General features: G+C 63.8%; 15 protein-coding genes. 9 read left to right on the top strand and 6 right to left on the bottom strand.

The features are described 5' to 3' along the window. Positions 1-108 precede the first annotated feature (108 nt). The 3 genes from AC066S_RS13960 to AC066S_RS13970 are packed head-to-tail and all read right to left on the bottom strand — an operon-like array spanning position 109 to position 3274. Positions 109-984: an acyl-CoA acyltransferase gene (locus AC066S_RS13960; protein WP_126257133.1), complete on the bottom strand. Its 876-nt coding sequence runs from the start codon at positions 982-984 to the stop codon at positions 109-111. A gap of 37 nt (positions 985-1021) precedes the next feature. Beyond that, complete coding sequence (locus tag AC066S_RS13965) at positions 1022-2002, bottom strand: amino acid--[acyl-carrier-protein] ligase (RefSeq protein WP_478269954.1); 981 nt, start codon at positions 2000-2002, stop codon at positions 1022-1024. A gap of 54 nt (positions 2003-2056) precedes the next feature. Next, the gene (locus AC066S_RS13970) at positions 2057-3274 is read right to left on the bottom strand and encodes an acyl-CoA dehydrogenase family protein (RefSeq protein WP_478269955.1); all 1218 of its coding nucleotides are present in this window, start codon (positions 3272-3274) and stop codon (positions 2057-2059) included. Between the two features lie 357 nt (positions 3275-3631). On the opposite strand from AC066S_RS13970, the gene AC066S_RS13975 reads away from it, so the two are divergent. From AC066S_RS13975 to mtnA, 3 genes are all read left to right on the top strand, one after another. Next, positions 3632-3904 (top strand): phosphopantetheine-binding protein, encoded by a 273-nt coding sequence (locus tag AC066S_RS13975; RefSeq protein WP_126257136.1) that lies wholly within the window; start codon positions 3632-3634, stop codon positions 3902-3904. 165 nt (positions 3905-4069) lie between these two features. Next, complete coding sequence (locus AC066S_RS13980; RefSeq protein ID WP_126257137.1) at positions 4070-4945, top strand: S-methyl-5'-thioadenosine phosphorylase; 876 nt, start codon at positions 4070-4072, stop codon at positions 4943-4945. A gap of 18 nt (positions 4946-4963) precedes the next feature. Continuing rightward, positions 4964-6070 carry an S-methyl-5-thioribose-1-phosphate isomerase gene (gene mtnA / locus AC066S_RS13985; RefSeq protein WP_478269956.1) on the top strand — a complete coding sequence of 369 codons (1107 nt, stop codon included), beginning with the start codon at positions 4964-4966 and terminating at the stop codon, positions 6068-6070. A 112-nt stretch (positions 6071-6182) separates the two neighbouring features. Here mtnA and AC066S_RS13990 read toward each other — a convergent pair whose 3' ends face one another. Continuing rightward, positions 6183-6818, bottom strand: a complete 636-nt coding sequence (locus tag AC066S_RS13990; RefSeq protein WP_478269957.1) for an HAD-IA family hydrolase — start codon at positions 6816-6818, stop codon at positions 6183-6185. A 104-nt stretch (positions 6819-6922) separates the two neighbouring features. Here AC066S_RS13990 and AC066S_RS13995 point away from each other — a divergent pair, with 104 nt between their 5' ends. Both AC066S_RS13995 and AC066S_RS14000 read left to right on the top strand, forming a co-directional pair. Then, entirely contained in the window at positions 6923-7681 is a 759-nt protein-coding gene (locus AC066S_RS13995) for a S1 family peptidase (RefSeq protein WP_478269958.1), read from the top strand. Between the two features lie 125 nt (positions 7682-7806). Continuing rightward, positions 7807-9309 carry a flavin-containing monooxygenase gene (locus AC066S_RS14000; RefSeq protein ID WP_478269959.1) on the top strand — a complete coding sequence of 501 codons (1503 nt, stop codon included), beginning with the start codon at positions 7807-7809 and terminating at the stop codon, positions 9307-9309. A gap of 225 nt (positions 9310-9534) precedes the next feature. Here AC066S_RS14000 and AC066S_RS14005 read toward each other — a convergent pair whose 3' ends face one another. Together AC066S_RS14005 and AC066S_RS14010 are read right to left on the bottom strand one after the other, a co-directional pair. Continuing rightward, positions 9535-10461 carry a response regulator transcription factor gene (locus tag AC066S_RS14005; protein ID WP_164718534.1) on the bottom strand — a complete coding sequence of 309 codons (927 nt, stop codon included), beginning with the start codon at positions 10459-10461 and terminating at the stop codon, positions 9535-9537. Next, positions 10445-13816 (bottom strand): hybrid sensor histidine kinase/response regulator, encoded by a 3372-nt coding sequence (locus AC066S_RS14010; protein WP_478269960.1) that lies wholly within the window; start codon positions 13814-13816, stop codon positions 10445-10447. The genes AC066S_RS14005 and AC066S_RS14010 overlap by 17 nt, the downstream gene beginning before the upstream one ends. 171 nt (positions 13817-13987) lie before the next feature. Here AC066S_RS14010 and urtA point away from each other — a divergent pair, with 171 nt between their 5' ends. The 4 genes from urtA to urtD all read left to right on the top strand — a co-directional run bounded on the left by urtA (position 13988) and on the right by urtD (position 18342). After that, a complete protein-coding gene (gene urtA / locus AC066S_RS14015) occupies positions 13988-15247 on the top strand; it encodes an urea ABC transporter substrate-binding protein (RefSeq protein ID WP_126257143.1) in 1260 nt (419 codons plus the stop codon). A gap of 133 nt (positions 15248-15380) precedes the next feature. Then, the gene (gene urtB / locus AC066S_RS14020; RefSeq protein WP_126257144.1) at positions 15381-16307 is read left to right on the top strand and encodes an urea ABC transporter permease subunit UrtB; all 927 of its coding nucleotides are present in this window, start codon (positions 15381-15383) and stop codon (positions 16305-16307) included. A gap of 17 nt (positions 16308-16324) precedes the next feature. Then, on the top strand, positions 16325-17467 hold the full coding sequence (gene urtC, locus AC066S_RS14025; RefSeq protein WP_164718535.1) for an urea ABC transporter permease subunit UrtC: 1143 nt from the start codon (positions 16325-16327) through the stop codon (positions 17465-17467). Positions 17468-17586: 119 nt separating this feature from the next. Beyond that, positions 17587-18342: an urea ABC transporter ATP-binding protein UrtD gene (urtD, locus tag AC066S_RS14030; protein WP_126257145.1), complete on the top strand. Its 756-nt coding sequence runs from the start codon at positions 17587-17589 to the stop codon at positions 18340-18342. Positions 18343-18480: the final 138 nt, after the last annotated feature.

An 18480-nucleotide genomic window follows, 5' to 3' on the forward strand; every position in this document is an offset into this window, starting at 1 on the left:
CCGGATTGCCGAGGTGCCTGCATGAGTTGGCCGAGAGGGAGCTACATATCAGGCATCGTCCCTGCGAAGTCAGGAACGATAGCGGTGGTTTGGTCCGAAGCGCGCTACCTAAGGCCCGTACAACACAAGCTCGGTGTCCGTGAGATCGCCGAGCTCCGGCCGATGCGGGCCCTTGAAATATTTGCGACCGCGCCGTTCGGTATAGATACCGACAAGACCGGGAATCGGCCCGTTGGCATCGACCGCCACCGCGATCTTGCCGAGCCGAAGCAGCAGCCGGCCGATACGGCCGGCGCAGGCGGCGTATTCCGCGGCGTTACGGCAATAGATCAGCTTCATCGCAGGGGGCGCGATGAAGCCGCGTCGGATGCGCACGGGTTGCAGAATAAAGGGAAATGTTCCCTGTGGCGTGCGGCAGACCAGACTGAGGCAATTGTACCGCGCATGCTGCGTCAGCAGCTCGGTTTCGGCCTCGGAAAGCCCCTCGATCGTCTTGGCGTGAGGCGGGATGACCTCGATCTCGCTCGAGCGCGGGACACGCGCCAGTGCGGGCACCGAGAAGAATATGCCGCGGCAATAGGCCCGAAAGCCCTGGGTCTCGATGATCGGCCAGGTCCACGGCGCCGGGCTGATGTTGAAGTAAGTCACGTCCTTGTGCCGCTGGGCGATCTTGGTCAGCAGCGGAGCATAGTTGCGGTAGGCCGGATCGACATACCAGCTGGACAGGTTGCACTGAATGGCGGTCTCTTCGCCATTCTTGCGTTCCGCATAGATCAGCAGCAGCACGCCGACCGGCGTGCCGTCATTGTCGAGCATGTAGCCGAAGCGCGGATAGCCCTCCGGCACGGGCCGGAAGGCCTGCCGGCGCAGGCCCTGAATCCAGTAGTCGCGCGAGCGACCCACGAAGCCGCGCGTCAGCAGGTCCGCGATCGCGTTTGCGTCGGACTCGGTGATCTCGCGGCATCGGACCTTGGTGTGGATCACGCTCGTCTTACCCGTGGAAATGACAGGCCTCGTTTGGTTAGCGCCAGCTTTCGACATGGGCATCGGCCGGAGCCTGCGGCTGCAGGCCCAGCACGTCCCGCACCTTGGCGGGCCAGGCGGCAAGGTCGGTGCCATGGGTGTGGAACATGGCGACCGCGAGCCGGTCCATGCCAAAGGCAACGCAGCCGGTGTGGGCTGGCTCGCCGTCGGCATCCTGGATTCCCCAGGTCGTGCCGAAATGCTCGCGGTGATAGTTGAAGCTCATGCAGGCCGTCGGCTGCTCTTCCGAGCGCAGCGGAATGAGGAGCTCGAACTTGAGCTGCTGCTGCTTCTGGCTCACCGCCTTCATCTGGCCGACGCGGCCGAAGAAGGGATCGCTGGCATAGTCGACACGGAAGGTCAGGCCGAGGTCGCGGGCGATCGCCTGTGCGCGCACCATCCAGCGCTCGCGGAAGTCGGCGACGTCGTCGGGGCTGCCGATACAGACATATTCGCGCATCCGGAACGATTGCAGCCGGTCGAGATGCTTCGACGGCTCGCGGCGGAAGCAATCCGCGGCAACGTCAAAACGCAGACCGCCCTTCGGCAAGGGTCCGCGGCTCGCCGCGATCGGATAGACCGGATAGCAGGCAGCAGGGGACAGCACGAGGTCGGCGGGCGACAGCGAGGTGGTCCAGTCGCCGCCGGCATCGAAGCGGCTCACCGCGGCGTTGATCTCGCGCTCGGTCCCGTGCAGGCCGCAGACGCAGCCGAGCAGGTTCGGAAAGCTCTTGAGATAGCCCGATTTCTCCAGCTGAGCCCGGCTCATCACCGGCGGGAAGCGCATCACTTCGTTCCCGGTCTCGCGATGGCCCGTGATCAGCGCGGCCAGCTTCTCGACGACGCCTTCATAGAGCGCGGTGCGGGCATAGACGCCGTCGGCGCCCATGCGATGGAACAGCTTGTCGGCGAGATGATCGAGCGGATCGATCGTCTGCGGCGCGGTCGCTGGCGAATCGGGGAGGACGGCAATGTTCATGGATCAGTACCCTGCTATCTCAAAATTACTCTTGTCGGCTCAGTCGCCAAGCACTTAGTCACGAAGGCTTGCCGGCACGCCGCTCATCAGCGTCGGCGTCGCGGCATTGGCCAGAATGCGGTCGTTGTTGATCATGATCGGAGCCGACAGCACGTCGCGGAGGTGCCGGCCCATGGTGAACTCGCCGTCGTTGCGGTAGCCGGAGAGGCCCGCCGTGCGCATCGCATGCATCACGGTCTCGACCGCGAGCTCGGAGGCCTGCACCTTCAGAAGCGTGATCGAGGATTGGAAGTCGAGCGAGCCAAGAGCGCGCTCGTCATGCTCGGCGCGGGCGAAGGCATCGATATTGGCCGACAGCAGCGCGCGCAGTTTTGCCAGCGACATCTTGGCGGCGGTGAAATGCGCCGCGGCCGGCGGCATCTGGCCGCCGGAGCTGCGGGCTGCCTTGCGGATGAAGGCCTGCGCGCGGGCTACTGCTGCGGCGGCGATCCCGGCCCAGGCCGACGACCAGCACAGATGTGCGAACGGTGTCATGGTCTGGGCGTGGATCTTGTCGTAGGATTCCGGGAAGACGCGGTCGGCGGGGCAGTCGACCTTCAGCTCGAACCCGGTCGAGCAGGTGCCGCGCATTCCGAGCGTTTCCCAGCCGAGAGTCGGCTTCAGCGAGTAGTCGTCCTTGGCGAGTGCCAGCAGCACCTGGTCGGAGGCAGCGGCATCGGTGGCGCGGCGGGCGATGGTGACGAGGCCGTCGGCCTCGGCGCCGTAGGAAATCACGGTGGCATCGCGCACCAGCGAGATGGTGTCGCCGGCGTGGTCGACGGCGGCGGCGCTGGCGCGAATGTTGCCGCCATTCTGGCCTTCGGTGGTGGAGGAGGCGAGCAGCCACTGGTCGCGGGCGACCCGGCGCATCATGGTCTCCATCCAAGGGATGCCGTGGCCGTGCCTGATAACGCAGGCGACCTTGGTCTGATGCATCGCGTAAATCATCGCAGTCGAGGCGCAGGCGCGCCCGAGCGTGTAGCAGATGTCGGTGACGTCGTAGATGGAGGCGCCGAAGCCGCCGAACTCGACCGGGATCATGACGCCGAGCAGCTTCTGCTCGCGGGCGACCTCGAAAGCCTTGTGCGGGAAACGGGCGTCGCGATCGACCCCATCGGCGTCGGCCGCCGCAGCAGCGGCGGTCCGGGCGGCGCGCTCGATCAGGGAGGGACCCTGCTCGAGGAAGCTCGCCTGCGCTTCGTCGACAGTGAGGATTGCTTCACGCACGTTCATGCTCGTCCGCCTCCGGTTCGCCGTTCGGGATCGCCGGCATCATTGCGACGCCGCTGAAAGCGATCCTCCGGTCATCTTTGCTTATGAGACGAGGCTACGGATTTAATTCAAATTCGTCGATGAAATAGAGGGTAAACAAAGCCCAATTCCGGACGAACAGTTAAGGGCCGGTTGTTTGCATCACCGGATTTTCCGGCGTCGCGTTAGGACTCTGGAAAATGCCTGGATTCCGGACAATCTGAGTCATCGTTTACTAAGAAACGCGAAGTATTGGTGACGCCCATTGCAGGACCGGCGAGCCGTGCCCATCGTAGCCGGCAGTTCGATCCGACTCGTTAGACAGATGGGAATTTGCCGATGCAGGCCTTCAATACCGACGTGCGCAATCGCATCATCAAGCTGGTGAAGGGCATCCTCGAACAGAATTCACTCACCGCAGACGTCACGTCTTCCGCCAAGCTCGTCGACGCCGGCCTGACCTCGATGGACATGGTCAATCTGATGCTCGGGGTCGAAGCCGAGTTCGACTTCACGATCCCGCAGTCGGAGATCACGCCGGAGAATTTCCAATCCGTCGAGACCCTGGAGCGGATGGTGGCGACCCAGTTGCGGCTGGCGAACGCGGCTTAATTCGCGCCGATATCTCCCCGGGTCGTCCCTGCGTTTGCAGGGATGACACTGAATATGGGGTCCGCCCTCCTCACGACACCGCCATCCGCCTCCACCCCGTTCCAAAACCGCCGCAAAACTGGCATAGCTTAACCATGTCGCACGTGGCGGATGGGTGGAGCAGGCATGGCGCAGGCGGTATTGGGCATCATCGGCGGTTCAGGCATCTACGATCTGCCGGGTCTCGAGGATGCGCGCGAAGAGGTGATCAGGAGTCCCTGGGGCGAGCCGTCGGCCCCCTTGAGGCGCGGCAATATCGCCGGGCTGCCGATCGTGTTCCTGCCGCGGCACGACAAGGGCCATCGGCTGTCGCCCTCCGACATCAACTATCGCGCCAATATCGACGTGCTCAAGCGCGCCGGGGTCACCGACCTGATCTCGCTGTCGGCCTGCGGTTCGTTTAGAGAGGAACTTCCGCCCGGCACCTTCGTCCTCGTCGATCAGTTCGTCGACCGTACCCACAAGCGCGAGAGCTCGTTCTTCGGGCGGGGTTGCGTCGCGCATGTGTCGATGGCGCATCCGGTCTCGCCGCGGTTGCGTATCCACCTTGCGGCAGCGGCTGAAGCCGAGAATATCGCGATTGCGCGCGGTGGAACCTATGTCTGCATGGAAGGGCCGCAATTCTCCACCTATGCCGAGAGCATGACCTACAAGACGCTGGGCTATTCCGTGATCGGCATGACCAACATGCCCGAGGCGAAGCTCGCACGCGAGGCGGAGATCTGCTACGCCACGGTCGCGATGGTGACGGATTTCGATTGCTGGCATCCCGACCACGATGCCGTCACGGTGCAGGACATCATCCGCGTGTTGACGTCGAACGCCGACAAGGCGAAGGCGCTGGTGGCGCGGCTGGCGAAGGATCTTCCGCGCGAACATGAGCCGTGTCCGATCGGCTCGGACCGTGCGCTCGACACAGCGCTGATCACGGCGCCCGAGGCGCGCGATCCCGAGCTCCTCAAGAAGCTCGACGCGGTGGCGGGGCGCGTGCTGCGGGCGTGATACGAAAGGCAGAATGCCATGAAGGTCGACGGCAAGCATTTCCGCAGCATCTGGCGCGAACACGACGGCTGGTCGATCGGCGCGATCGATCAGCGCCGGCTGCCGCATGAGTTCGTCGTCGCCAAGCTGACCTCGTGCGAAGACGCGGCCGTTGCCATCCGCGACATGCTGGTACGCGGCGCGCCGCTGATCGGTGCCACCGCGGCCTACGGCATGGCACTCGCCATGCGCGAGGGTGCCTCCGACGCCGGTCTGAAGCATGCGTATGATACGCTCGTGGTGGCGCGGCCGACGGCGATCAATCTGAAATGGGCGCTGGACGAGATGCGTGCGACGCTCACGCCGATCGATCCCGTTGAAAGAGCCGAGGCCGCTTATGCGCGCGCCGACGAGATCGTCGAGCAGGATGTCGAGATCAATCGCGGTATCGCCGGCAACGGTCTGAAGCTGATCGAGGCGATCGCGGCGAAGAAGCCGGGCGAGACGGTCAACGTGCTGACCCATTGCAACGCCGGCTGGCTCGCCACCGTCGATTGGGGCACGGCGACGGCGCCGATCTATCTTGCGCATGAGCGCGGCATCAAGATCCACGTCTGGGTCGACGAGACGCGTCCGCGCAACCAGGGCGCATCGCTCACCGCATGGGAGCTCGGCCATCACGGCGTGCCGCACACCGTGATCCCCGACAATACCGGCGGGCATCTGATGCAGCACGGCATGGTCGATCTCGCCATCGTCGGCACCGACCGCGTCGCCGCCAATGGTGACGTCTGCAACAAGATCGGCACTTATCTGAAGGCGCTCGCCGCGCACGACAACAACGTGCCGTTCTACGTCGCGCTGCCGTCGCCGACGATCGATTTCGCCGTCCATGACGGCATCCGCGACATCCCGATCGAGCAGCGCAGCGGCGTCGAGGTCACCGATATGACCGGCCGCACGGCCGACGGCCGGCTGGAGACGGTGCGGATCGTGCCGGAGGGTTCGCCGGTCGCGAACTATGCCTTCGACGTGACGCCGGCGCGCCTTGTCACAGGTCTCATCACCGAGCGCGGCGTGCTGAAGCCGGATCGTGCCGCGCTGGCGGCGGCATTTCCCGAGCGCATCGCGGCCGCGGCGGGATAGTCAATCTGACAGGCGGGATGCTCCCGCACCGTCATTGCGAGCGCAGCGAAGCAATCCAGAATCTCTGCGCGGAAACACCCTGGATTGCCTCGCAATGACGGAGACTGACGCGCTACCCTAGCTTCAGCCCCGTCGCCTTCTCGAGCTCGGCGATGGCCTGTGCGCCGCTCGTTACCTTGATCGTGGTCATGCCCATCTCGCGCGCGGGCTTGAGGTTGACGCCGAGATCGTCGAGATAGACGCAGTTCTTCGGATCGACCCTCAATGTGTCTACCATCAGCGCGTAAATGCGCGGGTCCGGCTTGCGCAGGCCGATCTTGGCGGATTCGATCACGTGGTCGAACAGCACCATCACCTCGGCAATGTAGAGCGAGCGCCCCGTCAGGCTGCCGATCGCATTGGCCGGGAGGTTGTTGGTGATGCAGCCGGTCTTGAACTGCGCCTTGATGCGCTTCAAGGCCTCGACCATCTCCGGGCGCAAGTCGCCCTGCAGCAGCGGCAGCACTTCGCGGCCGCGCACCTCGGCGCCGAGCGCGCGAGATTCCTCGGCGAACAATTGATCGAACGTCTCGATATCGACCTCGGCCCGCTCGAACTTGGCCCAGGCGTTTTCCAGATGGTTGGCGGCGTTGGTGCGCCGGATGATGTCGATGGGCAGGCCACGCGCCGTCTCGAACCGCGCGAATGCCTCAAAGGGCGAACTCGTCAGCACGCCGCCAAAATCAAAGATTACAGCCTCGATCGCCAATGTCCTGCCCTCGTCAATTCCTTTCCAAGACGGCTAGCATGCGCTATCGGCAAGAGCCAGTCCGAAGCAATCTCCCGCTATCACCGATGCCGAAGCATGTTCCCATGAAGAAGCTTGCAACTCTCGTCATAGCTGCGCTGCTGACCGTCGGGCCAGCTCATGCCATCGTCGGCGGCGGCACGCCGCAGGCCGATGGTGTCGCGCGCGCAATCGTCACCATCGTCGGCTCGCGCGGCAATTTCTGCACCGGCAGCTTGATTGCGCCACGCGTTGTCCTGACCGTCGCGCACTGCGTGCAGCCAGGCGCGGACTACAAGGTGGTCGAACGCGGCGCCGACGGTGCGCCGCAATTGCTGAACGTGCGCGCGGTCGCGATCCATCCGAACTTCAACATGCAGGCGATGCAGTCGCACCGCGCCACCGCCGACGTGGCATTGCTGCAACTGGAAATTCCACTCAAGGGAAAATCCACGGTGACGGTCGGCATGCCGACCATTCCGATTCAGGTCGGCAGCCGTTTCGTCATCGCCGGCATCGGCGTCACCGTTCGCGGCGAAGGCAAGAGCGGCGGTACGACGCGTGTTGCCGCGCTTGTCGCCACAGGCCAGCCCGGCACGCTCCAGATCCGGCTGGTCGATCCCGTAACCAACGGCGTTCGCGAGGGAATCGGTGCCTGCACCGGCGATTCCGGCGGTCCCGTGTTCGAGGACAGGCCGAATGGTGCCGTTCTCGTCGGCCTCGTCAGCTGGTCCACAGGGCCGAACGGCGCCGCCGGTTGCGGCGGATTGACCGGCGTCACGCCGCTCACGCTCTATCGCGACTGGATCTTGCAGACCGCGCGGAGCTGGGGTGCGGCGCTGTGATTTGACCCGCACTTGATCTATGTCATTTTGTAGCGGAAGCGCGGCGAGCGAAACTGCCCGTCGCGGAGGAAACGCGCCGTCCGGTCAAGGGCGGCCACAAGAACAAGCAAGGCATAGAAACAACAATGAATGTCGCCGTTCGCAGTCATGCCACAACCAAGCAAGCTTCAGAGCATTTCGACGTGCTGATCGTCGGCGCCGGCATCTCCGGCATCGGCAGCGCCTATCATCTGACAAAGCAGCTTCCGGGGACGAGCTTCGTCATCCTGGAGACGCAGGCGAGCTTTGGCGGCACCTGGATCACGCATCGCTATCCCGGCATCCGCTCCGACAGCGATCTCCATACCTTCGGCTATCGCTTCAAGCCGTGGGTCGGACCGCCGATCGCGACCGCCGAAGAGATTCTCGCCTACATGAACGAGGTGATCGAAGAGAACGATCTTGCGAAGCACATCCGCTACAAGCACAAGATCAATTCCGCGAGCTGGTCGAGCGAACAGAATCTCTGGACCGTCGAGGCGGTGACGACCGATACTGGCGAAGCAAGGACGTTCACCGCGAATTTTCTCTGGATGTGTCAGGGCTATTACCGCCATTCGGAAGGCTATACGCCGGAATGGAAGGGCATGGACCGTTTCAAGGGCCGCATCGTCCATCCCCAGACCTGGCCCGACGACATTGACCTCACGAACAAGAAAGTGGTCGTGATCGGTTCGGGTGCCACGGCGGCAACGCTGGTGCCGAACATCGCGGACAAATGCGCGCATGTCACCATGCTGCAGCGCTCGCCGACCTATTTCCGACTCGGCCGCAACGCCATCGAGATCGCGGAGGAGCTGCGCCGGCTTCAGGTCGACGAGGAGTGGATCCACGAGATCGTGCGGCGCAAGATCCTGTTCGAGCAGGATGCCTTCACCAAGCTCTGCGTATCCAAGCCCGAGCAGGTGAAGAAGGAGCTGATCGGCCAGATCAGCGCCGTGCTCGGTCCCGACTACGATGTCGAGACGCACTTCACGCCGACCTACCGGCCGTGGCGGCAGCGCATCGCCTTCGTGCCGGATGCCGACCTGTTCAAGGGCATTGCCGGCGGCAAGGCCTCTGTCGTCACCGACGAGATCGAGTGCTTCGTCGAGAACGGCATCCAGCTGAAATCGGGCAAGCTGCTCGAAGCCGAAATCATCGTGACCGCAACCGGCTTCAATCTCGCCGCGCTCGGCGACATCGCTTTCGAGATCGACGGCAAGCCGCTCGCCTTCGGCGACACCGTCACCTATCGCGGCATGATGTTCACGGGCGTTCCGAACATGGTCTGGGTGTTCGGCTATTTCCGCGCCAGCTGGACGCTACGCGTCGATCTCGTCGCCGACTTCGTCTGCCGGTTGCTCGGTCACATGAAGGCGAAGGGCGCGAGGAAGGTCGAGGTGAAACTGCGCCCCGAAGACCACAACATGCCGATCCTGCCCTGGATCGATCCGGAAAACTTCAACCCCGGCTACATGATGCGCAACATGGGCCTGTTGCCCAAGCGCGGCGACAAGCCGGAATGGCAGCACAGCCAGGATTACTGGACCGAGAAGGACGAGATTCCGAAGACGGATCTGGACGACAAGGCGTTTGTGTACGGGTGAGTGGGGAGGAGGCGGCCATTGCGGCGGACGCGCTCGCCACACACTCCACTGTTGTCCCGGGGTGCGAAGCGAACCCGGGACCCATAACCACAGGGAGTGATTATGGCGCGAGCTGACCACTCCGAGTCCTCGCCAAACGTCTCCCTGTGGTTATGGATCCCGGATCTGCGCTGCGCTTGTCCGGGACGACACCGGTTGTTGGGTCGGTGGCGTGTCAACTCACGCTCACGAATTCCGCCGCGTCGCATTCGCCGCAATCGCTGCGGCTGCGGTCCGGTTCTCGACGCCGAGCTTGGCATAGATCTGCTCCAGATGCTTGTCGACCGTGCGCGGGCTGAGGCCGAGGATCTGCGCGATGTCGCGGTTGGTCTTGCCCTTGCTGAGCCAGGCGAGCACCTCGCCCTCGCGGGTGGTGAGGCCGAGCTCGCTGGTGAATTCGGGAGGCAGTGCGGTGCCGGACTCCCTGGAGAGCCGCAGCAGAAACTCGTTCGGCGCCGTTTCGCCCATGTAGTAGAGCCGGAGTTGCGGATTGTCGGGTAACGAGGTCGCCTGCGACTTCGAGCTGCCCTTGGCCTTGGCCTGCTCCAGCCATTGCAGCAGCAATGGCGACAGGACGAAATCGTCGGCCTGCGCGCCCTGATGGTCCGACATCAGCTTTTGCGCCTGCGGCGTCGCCCACAGCACGTTGCCCTGGAGGTTGACCGCGAACAGGAAGCGGCCGGAGACGTCGAGCGCGGCGCGCGCGCTCTGCGTCAGCCGGGCATTGCCGAGATGGACGCGAATGCGCGCCAGCATCTCCTCGATCACGATCGGCTTGGTCACGTAGTCGACGCCGCCGGCCTCGAGCCCGCGCACGATGTGCTCGGTTTCGGCGAGGCCCGTCATGAAGATGACAGGGACATTGGCAAGGTCCGCGTCGCGCTTGAGCCGGCGGCAGGTCTCGAAGCCGTCGATGCCGGGCATCACGGCATCGAGCAGCACGATGTCGGGCGTGATCTGGTCGACGATACGCATCGCGGCTGCGCCGTCGAGCGCCACCATCACCGTCATGCCGGCGCCGTCGAGCGCATCGGTCAGCAGCCGCAGCGTCTCCGGAGAGTCATCGACAACGAGCGCGACGTCGCGCTTCTTCGGTTCAATGCTCATGCGCATGCAATGTCTTCAATGTGTCCATGTACTGATCGAGATCGAAGCGGTCGACCAGCGACCGCATCTGTGCGACGAAGTCGGCATGCTCGGGATGCTCGCTGCCGATCTCGTCCAGCTTCAACTGGATGCCCTTGACGTAGCCGATCTGGCCGAGCCCGATCAGCGCCTCGATGTGCCGCGCCGGCGGCCTTGATCCGGTCTCGGGACGCCAGAACGGCACCGCGATCTCGTCCGAGCCGTATTGCCATTCGATCTTGAGCAGGTGGCGGATCGTCTCCAGGAGACGGGGGATGTCGATCGGCTTCATCAGATAGCCGTCGTGGAAGGGCTGCGCCAGCGGGGTGCCGTGGGCCTCCAGCGCGCTTGCCGACACCATGAGGATGCGCGCCTGGTGATGGCCGCTCGCGCGCAAGGCCTCCGCGACGGCCCAGCCGTCCATGGCCGGCATCGTGATGTCGAGCAGGAACAGATCGGGCCGGCAATGCTGTGCCAGCGCGAGGCAGCCGGGCCCATCGGGGGCGCTGAGCAGGATGAAACCGAGCGGCGTCAGCACCTCGCGCAGCAGGTCGCGATGGACGGGATCGTCGTCGGTGACGAGGATGGTCTTGCGCGCGCCGTGATAGCCGGAGACCGGCGCCTCCACCGGCGCGATGCGCCGCGGATTGGTGACCTCCGAGAGCAGAATCTTGACCTTGAAGGTCGAACCGGTGCCGACCGTGCTCGTCACCTTGATATCGCCGCCCATCACCCCGGCCAGCAGGCGGCTGATGGTCAGGCCGAGCCCGGTGCCGGTCTGCGGTTGCGAGACGCCGAGCGCGCCGCGTTCGAAGGGCGCGAAGATGCGTTCGAGGTCGTCGGCGCGGATGCCCGGGCCGGTGTCGATCACTTCGAACTCGGCGACGGGGCTGCGATAGTGCACGACGAACTGCACGCTGCCGCTCTGGGTGAACTTGATGGCGTTGGAGAGCAGATTGATCAACACCTGGCGCAGCCGCTTCTCGTCGGCATAGACCACCAGCGGCAGGTATGGCGGCCGCCGGAACACGAAGTCGATGCCCTTGGCCGCGGCCTGCAAGCGGAACATGCCGACGAGCTGATCGAGGAATTCGCCGAGGCGCACCTCGTCGCGCGACAGATACAGCCGCCCTGCCTCGATCTTGGAGATGTCCAGAATGCCGTCGATCAGGCCGGAGAGGTGGTCGGCGCTGCGGCGGACGACGCGGACCTGGTCGCGCGGCTTGGTGCTCAGCGTCGCATCCTGCTCCAGCAGCTGGGCGTAGCCGCTGATCGCGTTCAGCGGCGAGCGCAGCTCGTGGCTCAGGCCCACCACATAGCGGCTCTTGGCGAGGTTGGCGGATTCGGCCACTTCCTTGGCGCGCTGGAGCTCGGCGTCGGTGCGCTTGTGCGCGTCGATCTCCTGGATCAGCAGCGTCGTCTGCCGCCGTGTCTCGGCTTCGGCCGCGCGGCGGCTCTGCTGCGCCAGCACGAACAGCCAGGCCACCACGCCGATGATGATGCTGAGCGAGAAGAACACCTTCCACAGCACCTCGGAGACGAGCGTGTTCTCGCCATGCACGCTCGCCGACGTCTGCAGATAGATCAGCCCGAGCACCAGCGCGACGAGGCCCGCGGAGACCACGAACACGCCGATATAGTGGCCGAGCTGCGAGTTGATCCGCGCATAGAGCGGCTGCGGCATCAGCTTGCCCAGCGTCTCCGACACCTGCGCCTGGATCCGCGCGTGCGGCTTGCAGAGATCGTGACAGCGCGCGTCCAGCGAACAGCACAGGGAGCAGATCGGCCCGGCGTAAGCGGGGCAGGAGGCCATGTCCTCCGGCTCGAACGCGTGTTCGCAGATGCAGCACTGGATCGACTCGAGGTTCTGCCAGCTCCGCTTCGGCTTGCGTGCGATGTAGTACTTGCCGTCCGTCGCCCAGGCAATCAACGGTGCCGCGATGAAGGCAACCGCCAGCGCGATGAAGGCCGACAGCGCCTTCGCGGTGGGCCCGAACAGGCCGTAAAAGGCGCTGATCGAGACGATGGTCGCGATCGTCATCGCGCCCACGCCGACCGGATTGACGTCGTAGAGATGCGCGCGCTTGAATTCGATCTGCGGCGGCCGCAATCCGAGCGGCTTGTTGACGATGAGATCGGCGACCAGCGCGCCGACCCAGGCGATCGCGACGTTCGAATACAGAGCCAGCGTCTGCTCCAGGGCCTTGTAGACCCCGATCTCCATCAACAGCAGCGCCACGATGACGTTGAAGACCAGCCAAACGACGCGGCCGGGATGGCTGTGGGTCAGACGCGAGAAGAAGTTCGACCAGGCGATCGAGCCGGCATAGGCGTTGGTGACGTTGATCTTGACCTGCGACAGGATCACGAACGTTCCGGTCAAGGCCAGCGCAAGATCGGGCTGCGACAGCACGTAGCGGAACGCTTCGAGATACATGTGCGCCGGCTCGGCGGCCTCCTCGGGCGGCACCCCGTGGCTGAGCGCGAAGAAGGCGAGGAACGAACCCGCCAGCAGCTTCAGCGCGCCCAGCACGATCCAGCCGGGACCTGCGCTCATTAGCGCCATCCACCAGGAGGCCCTGGACGCGCGGCGATCGCGCGGCAGGAAGCGCAGGAAGTCGACCTGCTCGCCGATCTGCGCCACCAGCGAAAACACGACCGAGGCCGCGACACCGAACAGCAGCAGATCGAAATGTCCGTCGAGATCGCCGTGCTCGCCGGAAAACTTGTGCCATTCCGTGAAGGAGTGCGGGTTGTGCCAGGCGATCGCCGCGAACGGGATGATGTGCAGCACGATCCACAGCGGCTGCGTCCACAATTGGAAGCGGCTGATCAGCGTGATGCCGTAAGCGACCAGCGGGATGATGACGACGGCGCTGATGAGGTAGCCGACCGGCCGCGGAATCCCGAAGCACATTTCGAGCGCGGACGCGAGGATCACCGCCTCGATCGCGAAGAAGATGAAGGTGAAGGACGCGTAGATCAGCGAGGTGACGGTCGAGCCGATGTAGCCGAAACCGGCGCCGCGCGTCAGCAGGTCGATGTCGATGCCGCATTTGGCGGCATAATAGGCGATCGGAACCCCGCAGCAGAAGATGATGAGGGAAACCACGAGAATGGCGGCGGTGGCGTTGGTGACGCCGTAGTTCAGGGTGATGGTGCCGCCGATCGCCTCCATCGCCAGAAACGAGATCGCGCCCAGCGCAGTGTTGGCGACCCGGGCGGCGGACCAGCGGCGTGCGCTCTTGGCCGTGAAGCGCAGCGCGTAGTCTTCCAGCGTCTGGTTGGCGACCCATTGGTTGTACTGGCGCCTGACGCGGTCTATTCGCTGCCGCCCTGCCACGCTCTACCCCACTCCCGATACGGACCCAGAGCCCTCGCAAATTCCGTACCAAAAGCCTACGTCGGCATTTTGCGGTGCAGTATACGCGATCTTGCGTATGCTTCCGCCGCCCAGATCCGCGCCATCCTCACGGCACCAATCGCGTGTTCTCGAACAAAAAGTGGGGTGCTCATGTCGGACGAAGGAAACAAGGGCCTGTTGTCGCCGTTTCGGCGCAAGTTATTGATGGGAATGGCCGCCGTGCCGGCCATGACGATGCTGCCGCGGGGGGCATTTGCCCAGGCCCCGGCGACCTCGGCGGTCAACACCACGGGTCTTGCGGTCACCGACACCGAGGTGACGGTCGGCATCCTGCATTCGGCGACCGGCACCATGGCGATCTCCGAGACCGGCTCGATCCAGGCCGAAAAGCTCGCCATCGAGCAGATCAACGCGGCGGGCGGCGTGCTCGGCCGCAAGATCAAGTTTATCCAGGAGGACGGCGCATCGGACTGGCCGACCTTCGCCGAGAAGGCGAAGAAGCTCCTCGTCAACGACAAGGTTGCGGCGATCATGGGTTGCTGGACCTCGGCCTCCCGCAAGGCGGTGCTGCCGGTCGTCGAGCAGTATAACGGCATGCTCTACTACCCGACCTTCTACGAAGGCCTCGAGCAATCCAAGAACGTGATCTACACTGGCCAGGAAGCGACGCAGCAGATTCTCGCCGGCCTCAACTGGATCGCCAAGGAGAAGGGCGCCAAGTCGTTCTTCTTCATCGGCTCGGATTACATCTGGCCGCGTACCTCGAACAAGATCGCGCGCAAGCACGTCGAAAACGTGCTCAAGGGCAAGGTCGTCGGCGAGGAATATTATGCGCTGGGCTCGACGCAGTTCAACTCGGTCATCAACAAGATCAAGCTGACCAAGCCGGACGTGATCTTCACCGACGTCGTCGGCGGCTCGAACGTCGCGTTCTACAAGCAGCTCAAGGCGGCCGGCATCGATCTCTCCAAGCAGGCGCTGCTGACGATCTCGGTGACCGAAGATGAAATCGACGGCATCGGCGGCGAGAACATTGCGGGCGCCTATGCCTGCATGAAGTATTTCCAGTCGCTCGACAACGCGAACAACAAGGCTTTCGTCTCGGCCTTCAAGAAGATGTGGGGCGAGAAGACTGTCATCGGAGACGTCACCCAGGCTGCCTATCTCGGCCCGTGGCTGTGGAAGCTGACGGTCGAGAAGGCCGGCTCCTTCGACGTCGACAAGATCGCTACGGCTTCTACGGGTGTCGAGTTCAAGGGCGCGCCGGAAGGCTATGTGCGCATCCACGAGAACCATCACCTCTGGTCGAAGACCCGGGTGGGGCGCGCCAAGCTCGATGGCCAGTTCGAGTTGATCTACGAGACCGCCGATCTCGTCGAGCCGGATCCGTTCCCCAAGGGCTATCAGTAAGAGCCGCGGCGTCCGCCGCAGTTTCCCCAGAAGGCAAACCGCTCCCTGGCGTGGATTGCAAGTCCATGCCCAAGACCCCGCGTCGCGACACTGCATCGCGACGCGGGACCCTTATCCCCGACGGAGGACATCGATGTTCGGCGACTACTCGCTTGGTGATCTCGGCTCCATCTTCGTCATGCAGGGCTTTGCCGGGCTGATCCTGTTCTCGGTCTACGTCCTGATGGCGCTCGGGCTTGCCATCATCTTCGGCCAGATGGGCGTCATCAACATGGCCCATGGCGAGTTCATGATCCTCGGGGCCTACGTCACCTGGATGACCTCCAATCTCTTCCAGGCGTATTTGCCGGGTCTGTTCGCCGGCTACTTCTTCCTCGCGATGATCCTCGCCTTCCTCGCCTCCGGTGCGCTGGGGATGGTGGTAGAGTGGGGGCTGATACGGCACCTTTACAAGCGCCCGCTGGATACGCTGCTGGCGACCTGGGGCCTCAGCCTGATGCTGCAGCAGGCCTATCGTTCCGTGTTCGGCGCGCGCGAGGTCGGCGTCGAGCTGCCGCAGTGGATGCTGGGTTCGCTGCGCGTCACCGACAGCATTGAGGTGCCGATCAACGGCGTCTTCGTGATGTGTCTCACCGTGCTGATCACCATCGCAGTCGCCTACGTTCTCTATATGTCGCGCTGGGGCCGCCAGGTTCGCGCCGTCGTGCAGAACCGCATCATGGCCGGCGCGGTCGGCATCAACACCGAGAAGGTTGACCGCTACACCTTCGGACTCGGCTGCGGCATCGCGGGCGTCGCCGGCAGCGCGTTCACCATGATCGGCTCGACCGGGCCGACGTCGGGGCAGCTCTACATCGTCGATACGTTCCTGGTCGTCGTGTTCGGCGGCGCCGCCAGCCTGCTCGGCACCATCGCCTCCGCCTTCTCGATCTCGCAGACGCAATCGACGCTCGAATTCTTCATGTCGGGCTCGATGGCCAAGGTGCTCACGCTGCTCGCGGTCGTCGGCATCCTGATGCTGCGACCGCAGGGTCTCTTCGCCCTCAAGGTTCGCAAATAACGAGAAGCAGGCAAGTCATGATCATCAACTCACGCTTCTTCAACCGATCCGAACTGATGGGCTTCATTGCGCTTGCCGCCGTGCTGTTCGTGATCCTGCCGCTGACGCTGGACGTATTCCGCCTGAATCTGGTCGCGAAATACCTGACCTACGCCTTCGTCGCACTCGGCCTCGTGCTGTGCTGGGGCTATGGCGGCATCCTGAGCCTGGGGCAGGGCGTCTTCTTCGGCCTCGGCGGCTATTGCATGGCGATGTTCCTCAAGCTCGAGGCCTCCAGCGTCGAGAACACCAAGATCCAGTCGACGCCCGGCATCCCCGATTTCATGGACTGGAATCAGATCACGTCACTGCCGCTGTTCTGGCAGCCGTTCCACAGCCTCACCTTCACCATCCTCGCCATCATCCTAGTCCCCGGCCTGTTCGCCCTGATCATCGGCACCGCGATGTTCAAGCGCCGCGTCGGCGGCACCTATTTCGCGATCATCACCCAGGCCGTGGCCGCCATCCTCACCATCCTGATCGTCGGGCAGCAGGGCTACACCGGCGGCATCAACGGCATGACCGATCTGCGCACGCTCAAGGGCTGGGACATCCGGCCCGACCACGCCAAGATCATCCTGTACTTCGTCGAAGTGGTGCTGCTGTTCGCCTGCATCGGCATCGCGCAGTTCATCCGCCTGACCAAGCTCGGCCGCATCCTGGTGGCGATGCGTGAGCAGGAGGACCGCGTCCGCTTCTCCGGCTACAGCGTCGCCAATTTCAAGATCTTCGCCTTCTGCATGGCGGCGGTCTTCGCTGCGATCGGCGGCGCCATGTTCGCGCTCAATGTCGGTTTCATGTCGCCGTCCTTCGTCGGCATCGTACCGTCGATCGAGATGGTGATCTACACCGCGGTCGGCGGGCGCATGTCGATCTTCGGCGCGATCTGGGGCGCCATCCTGGTGAATTTCGCCAAGACCAGCCTGTCCGAATCCTTCCCGCAACTCTGGCTGTTCGGCCTCGGCGCGTTGTTCATCGCGGTCGTGCTCGCCTTCCCCAATGGTCTGTCCGGGCTCTGGGCCGACTACGTGCAGCCGCGCATCGATCGGCTGTTCGCCTCGCGCAAGGCGAAGCCGGGCTGGAACGACAATTCGGTCGCCGACGGCGCGCCGGCAGAGTGAGGGAGGCCATCATGCTCATCGGTCATCACGATGCCGATGCCACGCTGGCAGTGAGGAGATAGATCATGCTCATCGGTCATCACGATGCCGATGCCACGCTGGCAGTGAGGAGATAGATCATGCTCATCGGTCATCAGCCGAAGGACTTCCTGCTCGCCGTCTCCGGCCTGACCGTCTCGTTCGACGGATTCAAGGCGGTCAACGATCTCTCCTTCTATGTCGAGGAGAACGAGATTCGCGTCATCATCGGTCCGAACGGTGCCGGCAAGACCACGGTGCTCGACCTGATCTGCGGCAAGACCAAGGCGACCTCGGGCTCGATTCAGTTTCGTGGCAAGGAGCTCACGAAGATGAAGGAGAACGAGATCGTGCAGACCGGCGTCGGACGCAAGTTCCAGACGCCGTCGGTGTTCGAGGATCTCACCGTGTTCGAGAACCTCGAGATCTCATTCCCCCGCGGCCGCAGCGTGTTCGGCTCGCTGACCTTTCAGCGCGACCAGCTGGTGAAGGACAGGGTCGAGGAGATCGCGGAGATGATCTTCCTCAAGGACAAGCTCAATACCTATGCCGACGAGCTCAGCCACGGCCAGAAGCAATGGCTCGAGATCGGCATGCTGCTGATTCAGGACCCCGATCTCCTGATGCTCGATGAGCCCGTCGCCGGGATGAGTGTGTCCGAGCGCGCCAAGACCGCCGAATTGCTCAACCGCATCATCAAGAACCGCTCGGTGCTGGTGATCGAGCACGACATGAAGTTCGTCGAGGACATCGCGCACAAGGTGACCGTGCTGCACCAGGGCCAGATCCTCTCCGAGGGCACCATGGAGAAGGTGAAGAACGATCCCAAGGTCGTCGAAGTCTATCTGGGGCACTGAGCGATGGCGAAGGTGAGTGAAACAGTTGCGGCTCGGGCGGTGCACCTCTCCCCTTGTGGGAGAGGTCGGATCGCATCGCCGGATGCGATCCGGGTGAGGGGTGTCTCTCCGCGCGTCAAACTGCCTCGTGCATCCGCG

It is taken from the genome of Bradyrhizobium sp. CFUWI, from assembly GCF_056429085.1.